This is a genomic window from Candidatus Nanosynbacter sp. TM7-087 (genome assembly GCF_022828365.1).
GTDB lineage: Bacteria > Patescibacteriota > Saccharimonadia > Saccharimonadales > Saccharimonadaceae > Nanosynbacter.
In genome coordinates, this window is record NZ_JAJQJU010000001.1 from 68544 (window position 1) to 85633 (window position 17090).

At 40.1% G+C, this 17090-nt stretch carries 16 protein-coding genes, 1 tRNA gene and 2 other RNA genes; 10 read left to right on the forward strand and 9 right to left on the reverse strand.

The window, feature by feature from the left end; translation table 11 throughout:
• Window positions 1–289 precede the first annotated feature (289 nt).
• Complete coding sequence (locus tag LRM41_RS00355; protein WP_178143158.1) at window positions 290–448, reverse strand: major coat protein; 159 nt, start codon at window positions 446–448, stop codon at window positions 290–292.
• Between the two features lie 435 nt (window positions 449–883).
• Window positions 884–960 (reverse strand) — tRNA-Val (locus LRM41_RS00360).
• Window positions 961–1020: 60 nt separating this feature from the next.
• On the opposite strand from LRM41_RS00360, the gene thrS reads away from it, so the two are divergent.
• Genes thrS through LRM41_RS00380 form a run of 4 tightly spaced genes read left to right on the forward strand, consistent with a single transcriptional unit; the run spans window position 1021 to window position 5005 of the window.
• On the forward strand, window positions 1021–2832 hold the full coding sequence (thrS, locus tag LRM41_RS00365; protein WP_243818994.1) for a threonine--tRNA ligase: 1812 nt from the start codon (window positions 1021–1023) through the stop codon (window positions 2830–2832).
• A gap of 11 nt (window positions 2833–2843) precedes the next feature.
• Entirely contained in the window at window positions 2844–3746 is a 903-nt protein-coding gene (miaA, locus tag LRM41_RS00370; protein ID WP_243818995.1) for a tRNA (adenosine(37)-N6)-dimethylallyltransferase MiaA, read from the forward strand.
• A gap of 24 nt (window positions 3747–3770) precedes the next feature.
• Window positions 3771–4364: a hypothetical protein gene (locus LRM41_RS00375; RefSeq protein ID WP_243818996.1), complete on the forward strand. Its 594-nt coding sequence runs from the start codon at window positions 3771–3773 to the stop codon at window positions 4362–4364.
• Between the two features lie 2 nt (window positions 4365–4366).
• Complete coding sequence (locus LRM41_RS00380) at window positions 4367–5005, forward strand: MBL fold metallo-hydrolase (RefSeq protein WP_243818997.1); 639 nt, start codon at window positions 4367–4369, stop codon at window positions 5003–5005.
• Window positions 5006–5077: 72 nt separating this feature from the next.
• On the opposite strand, the gene rpmB is transcribed toward LRM41_RS00380, so the two are convergent.
• Window positions 5078–5287: a 50S ribosomal protein L28 gene (rpmB, locus tag LRM41_RS00385; RefSeq protein ID WP_129632249.1), complete on the reverse strand. Its 210-nt coding sequence runs from the start codon at window positions 5285–5287 to the stop codon at window positions 5078–5080.
• A 98-nt stretch (window positions 5288–5385) separates the two neighbouring features.
• Here rpmB and LRM41_RS00390 point away from each other — a divergent pair, with 98 nt between their 5' ends.
• Both LRM41_RS00390 and rnpB read left to right on the forward strand, forming a co-directional pair.
• Entirely contained in the window at window positions 5386–6030 is a 645-nt protein-coding gene (locus LRM41_RS00390; protein ID WP_243818998.1) for a site-2 protease family protein, read from the forward strand.
• Between the two features lie 175 nt (window positions 6031–6205).
• Window positions 6206–6547: RNase P RNA component class A (gene rnpB / locus LRM41_RS00395), an RNA gene on the forward strand.
• 50 nt (window positions 6548–6597) lie between these two features.
• Here rnpB and rplT read toward each other — a convergent pair.
• The 4 genes from rplT to LRM41_RS00415 form a co-directional block, all read right to left on the reverse strand.
• On the reverse strand, window positions 6598–6939 hold the full coding sequence (rplT, locus tag LRM41_RS00400) for a 50S ribosomal protein L20 (protein WP_129743558.1): 342 nt from the start codon (window positions 6937–6939) through the stop codon (window positions 6598–6600).
• A 2-nt stretch (window positions 6940–6941) separates the two neighbouring features.
• On the reverse strand, window positions 6942–7136 hold the full coding sequence (rpmI, locus tag LRM41_RS00405; protein ID WP_129743559.1) for a 50S ribosomal protein L35: 195 nt from the start codon (window positions 7134–7136) through the stop codon (window positions 6942–6944).
• Window positions 7136–7642, reverse strand: a complete 507-nt coding sequence (gene infC / locus LRM41_RS00410) for a translation initiation factor IF-3 (protein ID WP_320414631.1) — start codon at window positions 7640–7642, stop codon at window positions 7136–7138. The genes rpmI and infC overlap by 1 nt, the downstream gene beginning before the upstream one ends.
• Before the next feature lie 84 nt (window positions 7643–7726).
• Complete coding sequence (locus LRM41_RS00415; RefSeq protein ID WP_243818999.1) at window positions 7727–9250, reverse strand: YifB family Mg chelatase-like AAA ATPase; 1524 nt, start codon at window positions 9248–9250, stop codon at window positions 7727–7729.
• Between the two features lie 66 nt (window positions 9251–9316).
• Between LRM41_RS00415 and ssrA the strand changes: the two genes are divergently transcribed.
• The 4 genes from ssrA (at window position 9317) to LRM41_RS00435 (ending at window position 14849) form a co-directional block, all read left to right on the forward strand.
• Window positions 9317–9719, forward strand: a transfer-messenger RNA (tmRNA) gene (ssrA, locus tag LRM41_RS00420).
• A 1354-nt stretch (window positions 9720–11073) separates the two neighbouring features.
• Entirely contained in the window at window positions 11074–11439 is a 366-nt protein-coding gene (locus LRM41_RS00425; RefSeq protein ID WP_232736312.1) for a hypothetical protein, read from the forward strand.
• Window positions 11440–11493: 54 nt separating this feature from the next.
• Complete coding sequence (locus LRM41_RS00430) at window positions 11494–11934, forward strand: hypothetical protein (RefSeq protein WP_243819000.1); 441 nt, start codon at window positions 11494–11496, stop codon at window positions 11932–11934.
• An 8-nt stretch (window positions 11935–11942) separates the two neighbouring features.
• Window positions 11943–14849 (forward strand): type IV secretory system conjugative DNA transfer family protein, encoded by a 2907-nt coding sequence (locus tag LRM41_RS00435; protein WP_243819001.1) that lies wholly within the window; start codon window positions 11943–11945, stop codon window positions 14847–14849.
• Between the two features lie 14 nt (window positions 14850–14863).
• Here the strand turns inward: LRM41_RS00435 and LRM41_RS00440 are convergent, their stop codons facing one another.
• The gene (locus LRM41_RS00440; RefSeq protein ID WP_243819002.1) at window positions 14864–15433 is read right to left on the reverse strand and encodes a hypothetical protein; all 570 of its coding nucleotides are present in this window, start codon (window positions 15431–15433) and stop codon (window positions 14864–14866) included.
• 10 nt (window positions 15434–15443) lie between these two features.
• Entirely contained in the window at window positions 15444–17048 is a 1605-nt protein-coding gene (locus LRM41_RS00445; protein WP_243819003.1) for a hypothetical protein, read from the reverse strand.
• Between the last annotated feature and the right edge of the window lie 42 nt (window positions 17049–17090).

Here is a 17090-nt window from a genome sequence, read left to right on the forward strand (position 1 = left end):
CAGAAAACAGAATGACAAAAAACTTTACAAGAAACTTATCTAAAATTGTTTGTAACTCCATTGATGACATAAAAAACTCCTATCTAGAATTAGTAACCGAATACAACGATTTGAAAACAATATCTAAAACTATCTTGACCCCAGCACCTACAGCAACAATCGCCAGAAGTGAAGAAAAATTAGCGGATAGAGTCTGGGTGATCAATTGTACAATCTCTATAGTCTTCATATATTCAATAAGCAAGGAGTGAGATGCACGCGTGGTGGAGGTCGTACATCTCACAAACTACTAGAAACGCCCCTTTAAGCCACGATTGCCAAAGCTGCGGAACAACTTCAGACCAACACCGAAGCCAATCAGAATCGCAAGAGCAGGCCAGTTTTGGGTAAAGTAACCAATAACTGTCGTAATGATGCTAGTAGCGTCAGCTGCTTCAATAAGCTTCATAACTTGCTTTAATCCTTTCTTGTAGCTTTTAATTGTTCAATATAACAATGAGTCACCAGCCCGCTACAATGGCAACTCTGGCTGCTTCTATCTTGACATTTGACTTACTTTTAAGCGTAAGCACCAAAAACTAAAATATATAAGCCCTACAATTAAAGCAGGGACTCCTTAGCGACTGACGACTCTATAAGAGACAATTGTTCAGAAGAGAGAAATACTGATTGTTTATAAATCTTCTCATTAGGCATAATCCATTCAATAGTCAATACACTATATGGTCTATTGTCTTTTTTTGAAATACGCTCCTCTACATATGCACGAGAAATGTGAGATATGATGTTATCTGAGTTTGTAGCTGTCATTTTCTATACTCCTTTACGACATTAAAAAAACTCTTCATCAGTAACTGATAAAGAGTTATACAATTGTCGCATCTGGTGGGCAATAGAGGATTCGAACCTCTCACCTCTTCAACGTCAATGAAGCGCTCTAGCCAAATGAGCTAATCGCCCAGATATAATAATATTATCATAACAGATGCCTACTATCAAGGAGCATGGTATAATATTGATATGAGTGAAGAAGAACTAAAATCTATGAGACACAGCCTAGCGCACATTATGGCACAGGCTATTCGGCATTTATGGCCTCAGGCGAAGTTTGGTGTGGGACCAGCTATCGACAATGGTTTTTACTATGATATTTATCTCGACAACGGGACAATTTCTGAAGCTGACCTTCCGAAGATAGAAGAGGAGATGCGAAAGATCGTAGCGGCTAATTATCCGTTTGAGAGGCGCGATGTGTCGGTAGAAGAGGCCATTGATTGGGCTATGAGTGGAGATCAGTCATTTAAGGTGGAATTACTGAACGATCTTAAGAGATCTGGTACTACGGTTGCTAGTGAATTGGCTGGAGAAAAAATGGGATCTGTGTCTGATGGCGATAGTAAAGTCGAGACTGTTTCTTTGTATTCTCAAGGTGATTACACTGATTTGTGTAGGGGTGGACATGTGGATAGTACTGGAAAAGTTGGCGCATTTAAACTTACTAAGACGGCTGGAGCATATTGGCGAGGCAATGAGAATAATCCACAAATGCAGCGAATATATGGTGTAGCGTTTGCTACGCAGGAAGAGCTGGATGAATATCTTAATAGGTTGGAAATTGCAAAACAGCGAGATCATCGCAAGTTAGGCAAGGAGCTTGATCTATATACGACATCTCCTCTGGTAGGGATTGGTTTGCCTTTATTTACTCCTCGCGGTACGATTTTACGAGATATAGTGGCTCAATATTCGAACCAGCTGAGACAGAAGTTTGGCTTTGAAAAAGTATGGACGCCTCATATTACGAAAAAAGATTTATATGAAACATCGGGGCATTGGGCTAAGTTCGGAGAAGAGCTATTTTTAGTTAAAAGCCAAGAAACTAGTGATGAGATGGCTCTTAAACCTATGAACTGTCCGCATCATACGCAAATTTTTGCTTCACGACCGCGAAGTTATCGTGATATGCCGGTAAGATACTTGGAGACGACAACAGATTATCGTGACGAAAAAACTGGCGAGCTGGGCGGGTTAAATCGTGTGCGCTCATTAACTCAGGATGATAGCCATATATTTTGTCGTACTGATCAGATTGAGGATGAGATTAATAATTTGTTATCTGCCGCTCGTGAGCTGTATGGATCGATCGATATGAAGCTCAGGGTTAGATTAAGCTATCGTGACGAGTCTGATTCGTATTTAGGCGACCTTGGCTTATGGGATTCCGCACAGAACCAGTTAAAATCTGCTGTTGAGAAAGTAGGCTTGGATTATTTTGAGCAAGAGGGCGAGGCGGCATTTTATGGTCCAAAGATTGACTTCATGGCGACAGATGCAATCGGCCGCGAACATCAAGTTGCAACTGTGCAGCTAGATTTCGTGCAACCACAAAGGTTCGGCTTGGAATATGCGGATGCTGATGGTAATTTTACAACACCAGTTATGATTCACTGTGCCTTATTGGGTTCAATTGAGCGATTCTTAAGTGTGTTTATAGAGCATACTGGCGGATGGTTCCCGTTTTGGGCGGCTCCAGAACAGGTTCGTGTTTTGACGATTAACGACACAGTGCTAGAGTATGTTGATAAAATAACAACCATATTATCAGACATTACCCTCATGAAGCCAGTTAGATATAACGATGTAAGATTTACAATAGATTCTAGAAATGAATCATTAGGTAAGAAGATTAGGGAAGCTACCTCTATGAAGATACCTGTTCAACTTATCGTAGGACCAAAGGATATGGAAGCTAACGAGGTTAGTGTTCGCACACAATCTGGCGAAGAAAAAATATCGTTGGAGCAGCTTGCTGAATATATAAAATCTTTGTAGGGTTGAGTTAATTGGATAGGTTTATAAAATTAGATAACGGCGTTGATGAAGGTCGCCTACCACTAATTGTAATTGTTGGTCCTACTGCTAGCGGCAAAACATCATTAGCCATACAATTGGCAAAGAAGTATAGAGGAGAGATAATTTGTGCTGACAGTAGAACTGTCTATCGTGGTATGAATATCGGGACAGCTAAGCCTTCTTTGGAAGAGCAGCAGAAGGTTTCTCATTGGGGCCTTGACTTAGTGGATCCAGGAGATTCTTTTAGTGCGTCGCAATTTAAGGGCTATGCTCGTCAAAAGATTAAAGAAATACGAAGTCGAGGAAATATTCCATTTCTTGTTGGTGGAACAGGGTTGTATATTAATTCTGTTATATTTGATTTTCAATTTGGGGGTAAATCTAGCAAAGAAAAGAGAGCTAACTTACAAGAAATGACGATATCTGAACTTCGGCAGTATTGTACTAATCATGATATATCTTTGCCAGAGAATAGTAAAAATAAAAGATATCTAGTTAGGGCTATTGAGCGAGCCGGTAAAAAGTCATCTGGATTGGAAGTACCGTTGAGTAATACCATCGTTGTCGGAATTACTACAGATAAACAGCTATTAAAACAGAGGATTACAGATAGAGCAAAAAAAATGTTCAAGGATGGTGTTGTAGAAGAAACAATAGGATTAGCCAATAATGCCGGGTGGTGTAATGAGGCTATGACGGGTAATGTTTATCCTATTATTAAGAAATTAATTGAGAAAGAAATAGATGAAGGTCAGGCTATTCGGGAGTTTATCGTTAGTGATGTAAACTTAGTGAAACGTCAGTTGACGTGGTTTAGACGAAACCCATTTATTGAATGGGGAGATGTTCACTCGTGTGAACAATATTTATCTCGAGTATTAGATAGTAAGTAAAAAATATGTTACAATTATAGTACAATGATTGATTCATTATTTGGTTCAAAAACTAGGGTAAAATTATTACATCTTTTTCTGAATAATCCAGAAAAATCATTTTATGTGAGGGAAATTACTAGGATGATCGATGAGCAAATAAATTCTGTTCGTCGAGAGCTAGCTAATATGGTGTCTGTGGGTATAGTACAGCAGGATGCTATTGATAATAAGTTATACTATAGCGTAAATGAGGATTATCCGTATATCAAGCCGCTTGCGGCTATATTCTCAGATAAAAATACAGAAAGCGGCATGGGTACTGCGAGTGGCGTTTCCTGGAAAGATTCTTTAGGAAGAATGAGGGGTTTAAGGTTGGCTATTATTTCGGGAAAATTAGTGGTCGGATCAAGCTCTTCTGTTGACCTGCTATTAGTTGGTGATGATATGTCTGCCGTAACTATAAAAAATCTTGTTAAAAAAATCGAAAAAGATAGAAAAATAGAGATAAATTATGCCGTAATATCTTATGATGATTTCTATTATAGGATGAGTGTCAAAGATAGGTTTATAATGGATATTGTAAGAAACAAGCACTCTGTATTGGTAGATACGGAAAATATAATGAGGAAGGAGTAGACATGTTTGAAATAGAGTATAAAGGAGCAAATGCTGTTATTATTACCACAAAGAAACTTCGTGTGGTATTTGATCCGAATTTAGAGATTGTCGGAGGAAAAAATGTTTCTGTGAATAATGACGTAGAAGTGGTTACGGAGGATCGGTTTGCTGTTGTGGATTCTACGCCAAGATTGCTATTCTCGGGTCCAGGTGAATATGAAGTCGGAGACATCTCATTGCTAGGAATTCCAGCGCGCCGACATATCGACACTGCAGATGATGTTAAAAAATCTACAATATATAAAATTACGGTTGGTGAAGTTAAGGGAGTGGTTGTTGGTAATATTGAGAATAAACTAACTGATGATCAGCTCGAAAATATAGGTGTTGTTGATTTTGCAATACTACCTGTCGGTGGAAATGGATATACGTTAGACGCAATAGGAGCAGCTTCAATAATTCGTCAATTGGATCCTAAGGTGGTGATTCCGGTACATTACAATGACGCTACTTTGCATTATGAAGTTCCACAGGATGGTGTGGATGAGTTTGTAAAAAATCTAGGAGCTCCAGTTGTTGAGGCTGGTCCAAAGTGGAAGCTAAAGAAAATAACAGATCTGCCAGATAATTTAACGGTTGTTCAGATATTGAAAAGCTAGGGTCTTCTCGTTGAATTAAAAATAACTCCGATAATACAATCGGAGTTATTTTATTAAAATTTGATTTAGCGATTACTTATCGGCAGTTGCGCCCAAAATACCTTTTTTCTTCAGGGTGCGAATAGCTTTTGTGCTTAAAGTCATGGTAATTTTTTGACCGTCAACAACAAAAGTCTTCTTCTGAAGGTTTGGTTTGAAAACACGCTTAGTGCGGCGCAGGGAGAAGCTGACGTTGTTGCCATACTGCTTGCCTTTGCCTGTTAAATCACATCGTGATGCCATTTCCACTCTCTTTACTTTATTATTAATAACAATCCTTATTATTGTAGCGACATTTGTGCAATTAGTCAAGATTACGTATTGATGCTATAATAACACTTATGATTTTAGAAATAATAATAGTTTTGACTGTCATATTGCTGTCTATGACCATTCACGAGGCTGTGCACGCTTTTATGGGATATGCACTGGGCGATAATACTGCAAAAGAAGAGGGAAGATTGACGCTTAATCCCATAAGACATATCGATCCGGTGATGACTATTTTGCTTCCTTTTATTATGGTAGTGTTGCATGCTCCAGTTTTCGGAGGGGCTAAGCCTGTTCCGTTTAATCCAAATAGAGTCCGTTTTGGCGATTGGGGGGCGGCTCTTGTTGCTCTTTCTGGCCCAATTACTAATTTAGTAATCGCCTTTATTGCGTTTGGCGTCGGAGTGTTCAGTGGCGCTATTAACAGTGCTGGGGCAGTACAGTCTACGATATTTGGACTGATTATTTCTACTGCTGTATCGGTGAATCTGGGTTTTTTTGTTTTTAATATGCTACCAATTCCGCCTCTGGACGGATCTAGAATATTATATGCCGTAGCGCCAAATAGCGTCAGGAGTGCTATGCAAAAAATTGAGCAAAACGGCGTTCTTTTAGTGATGATTGTAGTTGTGTTGTTTTCTGATGTAATCGGGCAGGTTATGTCGGGCTGTATTCAGGCAATTTTGCGTGTATTTATGAACATATTTGGTGTATAATAGGAGTATACCCTGGATTTATCCGTGGGCGCGTATGATTTTCCTAACATCATATGATAGGGAGCTTTAATGATTTATTGTCGTGGCAATAAGTTGCGAGCACCCACCTTGCATTTATGCGGGGAATATCTAGCGCCCACAGACAAGTCTAGGGTTTAGTGCTATAATATATCATGTAGTCTGTTAGGTAATCGCTTAAGTTATACTTAAGAGGAAAGTCCGGGCAGCGAAGGATACGACAGTCGTTAACGGCGACCGGAGGCAACTCTAGGGAAAGTGCCACAGAAACGAAACTACCTTCGTATTTTATATACGAGGGAAAAGGTGAAACGAGTGGGGTAAGAGCCCACAGTCGTCTATGGCGACATAGACGAGAGGTAAACCCTGTCGGCTGCAAGGAGATTTGCAAATAGGATTATCCGTCCGCAGATCGATAACCGCTTGATTTGTTTGGCAACAAGCAAACTAGATAGATGATTGCCCTAGACAGAACCCGGCTTATAGGCAGACTATGAACAAAACACCCTGCATAGTGTCAGGGTGTTTTATATTGGTAGATTTGTCCTACTATAGACTCGCTTTTACTATTTCAGCGAAAGCTTTTGGCTCGTTAACTGCCAATTCTGCTAATATTTTTCTATCAATCTCAATGTTTTTAGATTTCATAGAAGCTATAAGTTTGCCGTAAGTTGTACCTTCTTGTCGAGCGGCTGCATTAATTCGGGTAATCCATAGACCGCGTAGATCGCGCTTCTTGTTTCGGCGATCGCGGTAGGCGTACTGTAGAGCTCTAATAACACCTTGTTTTGCAAGACGAAAACTTCTGGTGCGATTATGTTGCATTCCCTCAGCTGCTTTTAAGATTTTTTTGTGCTTAGCGCGTGCGGCAACTCCTCGTTTTACTCGCATAACTATACTCCCATTGCTCGACGGGCGTTCTTGGCCATCGAACCAGTTACTGTTGCTGTTGTGTTGATTGCGCGCTTACGACTTTTTGACTTTTTAGCCAACAAGTGGCCGCCAAATGCGCGCTGGCGGGTCAATTTTCCGGTGCTGGTCAGCTTGATACGCTTCGCAGTGCCTTTGTGGGTCTTTAGCTTTGGCATTATTTACTCCTTATTACTACGCTCAGATTGCGACCAGCCATCTGAGGTTTTTGCTCTAATATTGCGTCCTCACTAAGGTGTTCCATGATTTTGTCGATCAATTCGTAGCCGATCTCTTTATGGGCCATTTCGCGACCTTTGTAGACCACTTGTATGCGAACTTTATGTCCGCCCTCTAAAAAATTACGGATCTTCTTTAGTTTAACCTCTAGGTCTCCAGCTCCTATCTTTAGACCAAAGCGCATCTGCTTTAGGTCTCCAGATTTGGCTTGGCGCCGATTCTTCTGTTGATCCTTCATTTTTTGGTACTGGTACTTACCCCAGTCAATGATTTTAGCAACTGGCGGATTGGCTCCCGGTGATATTTCAACTAGGTCAAGATTCATGTCGTTGGCCTTACTTAAAGCCTCTTTAAGGGACATGATTCCTAGCTGCTCGCCATCAGGACCAATTATCCGCAGTTCTCTTGCACGGATTGCTCCGTTGATACGGATTGATTTATTAATCTCTGGCTCTCCTTTTTTGAAGCAATTTTAGATTAACTCAGTTGCTATTGTAACAGAGATGTCTGTTATTTTCAAGGATAATAATTAACCTATGTTAATCTGTCTGTATTGTAGACTTTCTGCTATATGTGTAATTTCTATGGATGTAGATCCTTCTAAATCTGCGATAGTGCGAGAAACTTTTATAACCTTAAAGTAGCTGCGAGTGCTTAAATCTAGTTTTTTGGCTGCGTTCGTCAAGAAGGTTTTTGCAGATTCTGAGATTGATGTGATTTTATCAACACTATTGCTTGAAATGTCATTGTTGTATCTATAGCTACACTTATATCTGTCTCTTTGAACAGAGTAGGCTTTATGTATCTCAGATAAAAATATCTCTTGTTGTGATTTTGTCGACATTTTATTATTTAATAATTTTTCATGGGGGACTTGTGAAACCGATACCGTTAGGTCTATTCGATCGAGTAGCGGTCCCGATAATCTTTTTTGGTAATTTAGAATCTGATTTTGTGAGCATATGCAAGTTTTTTCTGGATCTCCAAGAAATCCACAAGGACAAGGATTCATTGTGGCTACTAATAAGAAATTGGCAGGGAAGTTGAATTTACCATTTGTACGACTGACGGTAATTTCGTGATCCTCTAAGGGTTGACGAAGTGATTCAAGCACAGTGCGTGGATATTCGAGTAGCTCATCAAGAAATAGGACACCCCTATGAGCCAAACTGATTTCTCCCGGCTGCACTTTCGATCCTCCGCCAATAATAGATGCCCTACTTGCGGTGTGGTGTGGCGACCTGAATGGTCTATCTACTATGGGATTATTTATTATAGTGTGTTCTCCAAGACTGTGAAGTTTTGTCACCTCTACTATCTCATCCTCTGATAGGGCTGGTAATAGATTTTTCAAAGATTTTGCCAACATAGTTTTTCCTGATCCCGGAGGGCCGGACAATAAAATATTATGTCTTCCGGCAACGGCTATCTGGATAGCTCTCTTTGCTTGTTCTTGTCCGTAGATGTCGTCGATGGTTGGCACGTTTTTATGATTGTGAGATATATTTTTTATTGATGATCTGTCTATTGGCTTAATAATCTTTTCTTTTTTGAGATGTAAGAAGAGTGATTTTAAGTTTTCTACTGGAAATACATCAATTCCAGTCACTAGCGCCGCTTGTTTGGCGTTTTGGGCTGGTACGTATACTGATTTAATTTTTTGGTTTTTAGCCACTTCGGCTGTGATAATTGCTGATCGTATTGGACGTAGGCTGCCGTCTAGCGCTAGTTCTCCTGCAAAAACCGCATTACTTACGTCGCTTTGGTTGAGTACGCCGTTGATGCATAAGATAGATAAGGCGATAGGAAGATCAAAGTGAGATCCGTCTTTTGGTAACTCTGCCGGTGCTAAGTTGATGATTATTTTTCCTTTCGGAAAATCCAGGGAAGAGTTTTTTATTGCACTACGTACTCGATCTCTGGACTCGTCGATGGCTTTATTACCCATTCCGACAATTTGCAGGCTAGGAAGTCCTTTTGACATATCTCCCTCAACTTCGATGATTTGCCCGCTAAATCCATAAGGTGTAGCTGAAATAACTCTACTAATCATGAATCTATTAAAACATAAGCATGTAGATTTTTGAATGAGATCAGGGTATAATATGAACCGATATGTGGGGCTGATATAGCTTTCGACAATTGGACCTTATCACGACATTCTGCGAGCCGACGATACGCGTAACGTATGTTTTTAGATGCAAACTTTGTTGCAAAAGCAAAGTCATTCGTAGCGAGCGCTTTCGCTCCTAAGATGGCCTTTGCGCCAATCGCTGCCTAATTTTTAGCGATCATCCTTGTATTGTGGCAACAGTCAATATCTAAGGGTGTTATATCTATGTTGCTAGCTATATATTTGGAAGTAGCGGATATATAGGACTTTTACTACGTAACGGAACTCGGTTTTCTTGGTTTATTTTAAATCCGAGTAGCGTTATTAAACAAATTTAGATAAGCCTATGCTCGTAGACGGATGTTGTGATACCAGTTGGACCCGGGGGCAGTACCCGGCAGCTCCACCAGATAGATTAAACTAAAAGTCAGCCTTGTCGCTGGCTTTATTTATATTAAAGAGTAGAATTTATCTTTAATATAGAAAAACAACCACCTGCGAGTAGTGGTTGTTTTCAAAAAAGTGGAGTTTTACAATTTCTTTTTATTTTTGGCCTCTGTATAACTTTTTTATTCAGAAGCTACCCCTATAATAAGCTATATAAATGCTTATGTCAACAATATTTTTGTAAAAAGTTTAGTAAAAAATACCACACATTTTATAATCTTCTTTCTAATTTTCGCAACTATTTTTTCTAATGGCTTTTACTATGAAGTTATATGTCAGAGACTGGCGTTTGTTTGATTGCTTTTTATGTCTTTTATGTGTGCGACAAATTAAATTATCGCACATTTTCTAGGACTCTTTTATTGAAGTGTAAAAAGTGGCTTTGTATACTATGAATGAACTTTATACTTTCGTTTTGTAATTTTTAATTAAAACTGTATAACATCTTTGGTGTATAGAATTTAATATGCATACTAACGTTTGGATGTTCTTGTAGTAATATAAAAAAATAATTTTGTTAAATTTGCTGTAGTGTGACAATAAAAGTGAACAGAGTTTTATAAAGCGGGGAATAGAGATTATTTTTTATTGCGGATTTGAGAGTTAGGTGTCAGTCTGATATTGACTGTACAAACCTATTTTTGTGGCAATGTTTGGATGATAGGTAATCATAGGCTAGTTGTGTAATTGGGCGGTTGATAAGTCGACGATATCTTCATTGAATGGTATGTAATCTGTGCTAGATAATACTCAAAAATGACAAGATTGTTGTAAAATACACAGATGACTATAAAGTAATAAGAGAATAATTAACAGATGATAATTTTAACAACATTAAAAAATAGGTGAAAATTACAATATTTTTGGCCGAGTAATAGTTGACATATAAATAGGGCTATGCTAGTATAAGGTTAAGCTTTTAGAAAAACAAAAAAGCAAAAATACATTAACAATAAAATTTATATAAAGCCGCGTTTTTACGTATAAATCGACGGATAGTTGGCTGCATGATTTTTATAATGACGCAGCCAATGCTCCGCCTTTACTTCGTAAATTGTAAAAGCGTTGAGCGCGCGGCTAGTACCGCATACATCCAGTTAATCCTCGTTAAAGAACTAGCGGTGAGAGTCCTGGATGTATGCAGAGGAAAACTGCAAGGATGCTCCTTAATTAAGGAGCGGTCAAATTGCCTCGAGCGGTAATAGGCAAGTAGCACCCGCGCCTAATAGTTATTTTTTATCGGCGGATGGTTTGTGTCTATATGCTATAGTATTATCGCTCAGGCTTCTTGTGTATAGTATGATGTGAGTATAGGGATGAAGATAATTAGTTTTATAGCGTTGGTTGCATTGATTTTGACTGCGGTTATTTTGAACGCGACAAACCCGAGTTCTGCTGGTCCGTTTGGGATTTTAGCGTTTTTTGTATGTTTGTATGTGCTATTTATCTGTCTAACTTATGTAGTATTTTTAACATCGGAGCGAATAGCTGCGAAATTTTTTAATTTCAAGAATAGTCGCAATGAATCTAAATATAAGACGTATTATTACTCTACTGTAATCTCTCTTGCTCCAGTTATTTATGTGGGTATGCAATCGATGGGAGATGTTGGGATTTTTGAGATATTATTACTTGGTGTGTTTGAGTTGCTGGCGTGTTTTTTTATACATAAAAGATACTAATCTCGTCCTGAATGTAGTCGTGTATTTTAAGTAGCTACGTGGTACAATATATTTATGAATCCCGAACTGCCACAAGTTAATAGGACTCCTGAGGTACAGCCACAAAATATAGGTGGCGGTGAGTATAATGTAGAAAATACATCATTAAATCCTGAGATCGGAAGGGAGTCCGAGCAGTCACTTGGTGCTAGGGTTGAACAATATAACAATATCCCTGTGGCTTTGCCTGTTGATAATACTACAACAGCTCCTTTATCTCAAAACGACGCTCAAAGTACGAATCAGCCGGAGATAGTAGCTGATGATGATACTCCTCTGGTGGCAGCGGATGAAGATCTGATAGAAAGAGAATGGGTGGATAAAGTTAAAAAGATTATAGCTTTAACAAAAGATAATCCTTATGAGAGGAATAGAGTTATTGCACAGCTGCAGGCTGATTATTTAAAAAAACGATATAATAAGACTTTAGGTCAAAATGACGACGGTAGTAAGTAGGGTTTTATATGGGTGCGGGTCCTTTGATAGTTAGTTTTATCGCGATTGTTATTATAGCCGCTGGTTCTGCGGTAGCTTTTGTGTTGTATCGTAACATGCTGAGGGAAGCCAAAAATTATGAACGAGGCTTGAAGATGGTGCCGTTGCTTATACATTTGCCTCCGACAAGTGAAGACGTCAATAGTTCAAATCGAGATGAGCGAGATTTAACTGAAGAGGTGCTGTCGCAAGCCCAGGTGATGTACAATATTATCTCAAGTACGGCAACTAAAGGATTCAAAAGTAAAGTCTACGGCCAACGTCATATATCGTTTGAGATTGTTGCACATGGTGGGTTAGTTCACTATTATGCTGTTGTTCCGCTAGTGTTAGTTGATGTTATTCGTCAAGCTGTAGCGGCGGCATATCCTTCTGCTAGGCTAGAAGAGGTATCTGATACTAATATATTCAGCAAGGTCGGCAAGATGAGCGGAACTATCGGCGGCGAATTCACCCTGAAAAAGTCCTTTGTTTATCCAATATCGACCTATCAGGAGTCGAAAAGAGATGCTTCCAGGGCATTATTAAATGCTTTATCTTCGGCGTCCAGAGAAGATGGAATGGGTGTGCAATTTTTACTACGTCCGGCGTATGACGGTTGGTCCAAGGCTTCAGAGTCTCATATTGACGGCATGAAGAAAAATAAGGGCAAGAAGAAAGGCTTTGGAGGCGTTGCTCCTATGGATATTATGGAGGCTCTGTGGAAACCGCCAGAGAATAATGAAAAAGACGGTGGCTCTAATTCTGAGGACAAGCAGCTAACATCTTTAGAGCAGGCGGAAGTGGATGCTATCAGTGAAAAAGCTCGCTATCCTGCATATGAAGTCTTAGTGCGTGTTGTAATTTCGTCAAACACTGCGGCGCGCTCTCAAGTGTTGTTAAAAAATATAATAGCAGCCTTCTCGTTGTTTGACTCACCTCGCAATAATGGGTTTAAGTTCTCTTTAACTAGGAATGTTGAGGAAATGACAACAGCATATATTATGAGGTTTTTCCCTCAGGAAACTCGTAGTAATATTCTCAACAGTGTAGAAATGGCAACGTTATTCCATTTGCCTGGAGCTAACGCGATTCCGACTTCACAAGTTAAGCGACAGATGTCCAAGCAGGTTGATGGACCAACAGACGTTTTGGATGAGGGTTTGCTGATTGGGTATAACGAATTTCGAGGAGTCAAAAAACCTATTCGAATCGGGACAAAAGACCGTCGCCGCCACGTATATATTATTGGTCAAACAGGCGTTGGTAAATCTGTCTTGCAGGAAAATATGGCTTATCAGGATATGATGGATGGTCGGGGATTTGCCTTTATTGATCCGCACGGTGATTTGGTTGAATCTTTATTGGGTAAGGTTCCAAAAGAACGCGTTGAGGATATTATCTACTTTAATCCTGCCGATATGACTAATCCAATTGGGTTGAATATGTTTGAGTTCGACACTCCAGACCAAAAAGACTTTTTGGTTCAAGAGGCAATTAATATGCTGTATGGTCTTTACGATCCAGGCCATACGGGAATTGTTGGTCCTCGCCTGGAGCATATTTTTAGAAACTGTGCTTTATTATTGATGTCGGATCCTGCTGGTGGAACGTTTATTGACGTGCCGAAGTGTCTTATTGATCCTGAATTTGTAAAAAGCAAGCTTAAGTATGTGAAAGATCAGCAAGTTATTGATTTCTGGACAAAGGAATTTCCTGCGTCACAGAGGTCAAATGAGGCGGGTGAGGTTATCTCATGGGTTGTATCAAAGTTTGGTCCATTTATTTCCAACGATGCAATGCGCAATATCATTGGTCAGACCAAGTCTGGATTTAATTTGCGTGAAATTATGGATAACAATAAGATTTTGCTGGTTAACTTGTCGAAAGGTAAGATGGGTGAACTTAATTCGAAGCTTCTGGGTATTATTTTTGTGATGAAGTTCCAGGCAGCAGCGATGTCTCGAGCGGACATTCCAGAGGATCAGCGAGTTGATTTCTCATTGTATGTTGACGAGTTTCAGAACTTCGCCACTGACAGCTTTGAATCTATTTTGTCTGAGGCTCGTAAGTATAAGTTGAGTCTTATTATGGGTAACCAGTTTATGACGCAGTTAACAGATAAGATACGAGAAGCTATTATTGGTAACGTCGGTACGGTTATTTCTGGACGTATCGGTGTGACTGACGCCGAATTGATGGTTAAGAAGTTCCAGCCGACCTTCGATGTCGACGACTTGGCTAAATTGCCAAACTTCCAATCTATAACCTCTGTGATGATTAATAACGTGCCATCTGCGCCGTTTAGTATGAATTGGATTCCTCCGATGGGGCAAGTTAATAATCAGCTGAGGGACGCGTTAGTAAGGCTATCTGCTGCTAAATACGGTAGACCACGAGCTGTTGTTGAAAAGGAGATATTTGACAGGATTAGAGGTAGTGTACAACCAAAGACGGGTCCTTCTCAATTGGCGCCTTCTGTTGGTCAAAAATCGTCGGGCGGTGGATCATCGTTCTTGGATGAATGGCTAGCGAAGAGACAACAGCTAGGAGGAAAGCCCGCTTCTAACTCAACAACCGTAAGACCAGTAAATTCGCAAGCCCCACAGACTTCCTCACAAATACAGAATCCGCAAGGTCGCCCAGGGGTGGTTAATAATGCGCCTTCTAATATAAATAGTGTAAATGCTATGGCTTCTAATCTTGACAGCAAACAGCAAAGCCAACCTTCTGCGATAGATAGTGCTGTCATTAATAGGACAAATGTGTCTATGGCTACAAATAATAACCCTGTCTCTTCTGTAAAAGTAAAATCGAGCCAACCTGTGGTTAAGAATCGGCTCGATTTACGTAATGGTGATGATGACGATGGCGAAGTGATGATTAGCTTGAGATAGGATTCAACATCTATCTAGTTATTTTTCCTGTTGTTGATAAACCCTACTCGAGCGTATTCGATAACAGCGCCGATAGACCAGCCAGCTACAAACAAGATAATAGTTTCTGATCCTGATAATAGATATCCGTATCGTTTGGCGATAAAATACACAACGACAGAAGCTATCGCTCCTAAGGCGCCAGAAATGATTAAGTTAGGGCGGGCAACGGTATTGCCGATTGCATCACTAGTCTTTTCGATGACTGGATTATGAATGACCTTGCTGAAAGCTCTGGATGGAGCTGATAGTTGGTCTTGTACATTCTCCAAAGTCTTCTTATATGAAGCTTCAATATCTTTTTTTGTAAGAGGCTTATCTTCTTTTATCTCTTTAGATTCTTTTTTCTCTTGCTGTTCTTCGTGCCGGGTGGCAATTTCTATAGCCTCATGTTTAATGCTATTTTCATTTTCGGCATTTGATTTTTCTTTTTCAACCGCCTTTTCTAGGGATCTTTCGATTTCAGCAGCTTTTTCTCTGCTTAAATCTGCTAATTCTCTGGTGTCGACAGCATTCTCTACGGTAGACTTTAATTTTTCACTCATTTTTCACCTCCTATAAAGTTCCTGCGGACATGTCTCGCCGAATGATTCTAACTTCTTTATTTAATTGACGTGATCTAGCGTAGAAGTATACGACCACGGCTGCAATAATTCCTGCGAACATCATATTCTCGCTGGCACCAGTTTTTGGTAGTTGCGAAGTGGTTTGTTCAATAACTTTCGGTGCAGGGCAGTCAATTTTTGTGCTGACAGTATTGCCAAATGTATTATCAATCCTACAGTCATAAGACATTGGATTACTTTTACCGCTAGCCATCGCCGGGATGCTGTTCTTTATTTGGACGGTAAAGCTGCGCTTCTGGGTTTCTCCTGGCTTGATCTTAATAGGGTTCCATACTAGTACTTTTGCGTTGCCGCTGCCAGCGCTAGCATCTTTATCATCTGTCAATGTTCCGCCGCCAGCGTCGAATATGTCTGCATATTCTAATAGGTCGCTGACTTGATCTTTGAATGTAAACTCTTCCTCTTTTAGACCCTTGTTTTTTACTGAAAGAGTGTAGGTAATTCGATCTCCAGATTTCGCAACCGTAGTTGTTGCGTCAGCGTTATTCTGGGTGAGATTAACTGCGGTTTTTGTCTGCACGAACGAGGCAGAACATCGACTATCGTTAATCCATATCGTAGAATCGCCTGGGCATGGTTGGCACTGAGGGTCGTCCTTTAACAATTTAGGGTTTTGAGGACATCTTGCTGGCTCTGGTATAGTAAATGTCTTTACGCAGGCGTCTGAGGTCTTATCGCCCAGCGAGCTTTTTACCGTTAGAACAACTTTGTATGATCCCGGTGTTTTCTCTGTATAAGTTACGATTTTATCGTTACCTTCGATAGTCTTAACTAGAGTATTTCCTCGGTAAATGCTGTATACATATTTTTGGATTGTCGCACCATTGGCCGCACTGGCGTTAGCAGTAAATTGATATGTATCGCCATTCTTCTTTATGTCTAAGGCGTTACACGTAGCTACTGGCTGTGGCGGAGTAGAGCAGTTTGGGTATGTGCCAACTTGACCAGTCGGACATTGATGGCTCGGTGGTGCGATTTTAAGAATTAAGTTGCCACAGTTAAGCATAATTGCAAACCATCCGGTTCCAGCTGAATATCCAACGAATGCTCTATATGAGAAGCTGCCCCAGAGGTTGTGAGGTCGATAGTAGAAGGTGCGAGCACTGCCTTGCGACGTACGAACTACGTAAGATCCTTCACCTCTTGCTGCGCCAAAGTGAGGTGTAAGTCCCCATGAATAAGTTCCCATGTTACTGTTCAATGTCTGAAGATTACCAGTCGCCGCTACCAAATCAGAGCGGCTAATACCAAGATGATCGTAGAGGTCGTGAATATTATTTGTGTTCGCATCATAATGAGCCATTAGTTGTTGGCCGCTAGAGATGCCGCCGTAAATTAAGTCGCTGGAATCTGCTGCATTGGCTGATTCTGGCGGTGAAAAAACAGTGAAAGATTGCACAATAAGCGCTAGAGCGGTTAAGATAAGCCCGATCTTTCGAGTGGCTTCTTCTTTACGTAAGCGTTTCGCGTAAAAGCCCAAACTGTGGATCATTGAAGGGCTGTATGGTAGGCGCGAGATAATTTTTTTGAACATTTTGACCTCTTTTATTTTTGTTGTTATATAACTTTAATCTAA

Bases quoted from the DNA above. Each gene is read 5' to 3' on its own strand.
- LRM41_RS00355 (WP_178143158.1), bottom strand. From the start codon at position 448: ATGAAGCTTATTGAAGCAGCTGACGCTACTAGCATCATTACGACAGTT.
- thrS (WP_243818994.1), top strand. From the start codon at position 1,021: ATGAGTGAAGAAGAACTAAAATCTATGAGACACAGCCTAGCGCACATT.
- LRM41_RS00375 (WP_243818996.1), top strand. From the start codon at position 3,771: ATGATTGATTCATTATTTGGTTCAAAAACTAGGGTAAAATTATTACAT.
- LRM41_RS00380 (WP_243818997.1), top strand. From the start codon at position 4,367: ATGTTTGAAATAGAGTATAAAGGAGCAAATGCTGTTATTATTACCACA.
- rpmB (WP_129632249.1), bottom strand. From the start codon at position 5,287: ATGGCATCACGATGTGATTTAACAGGCAAAGGCAAGCAGTATGGCAAC.
- LRM41_RS00390 (WP_243818998.1), top strand. From the start codon at position 5,386: ATGATTTTAGAAATAATAATAGTTTTGACTGTCATATTGCTGTCTATG.
- rplT (WP_129743558.1), bottom strand. From the start codon at position 6,939: ATGCGAGTAAAACGAGGAGTTGCCGCACGCGCTAAGCACAAAAAAATC.
- rpmI (WP_129743559.1), bottom strand. From the start codon at position 7,136: ATGCCAAAGCTAAAGACCCACAAAGGCACTGCGAAGCGTATCAAGCTG.
- LRM41_RS00415 (WP_243818999.1), bottom strand. From the start codon at position 9,250: ATGATTAGTAGAGTTATTTCAGCTACACCTTATGGATTTAGCGGGCAA.
- LRM41_RS00425 (WP_232736312.1), top strand. From the start codon at position 11,074: ATGAAGATAATTAGTTTTATAGCGTTGGTTGCATTGATTTTGACTGCG.
- LRM41_RS00430 (WP_243819000.1), top strand. From the start codon at position 11,494: ATGAATCCCGAACTGCCACAAGTTAATAGGACTCCTGAGGTACAGCCA.
- LRM41_RS00435 (WP_243819001.1), top strand. From the start codon at position 11,943: ATGGGTGCGGGTCCTTTGATAGTTAGTTTTATCGCGATTGTTATTATA.
- LRM41_RS00440 (WP_243819002.1), bottom strand. From the start codon at position 15,433: ATGAGTGAAAAATTAAAGTCTACCGTAGAGAATGCTGTCGACACCAGA.
- LRM41_RS00445 (WP_243819003.1), bottom strand. From the start codon at position 17,048: ATGTTCAAAAAAATTATCTCGCGCCTACCATACAGCCCTTCAATGATC.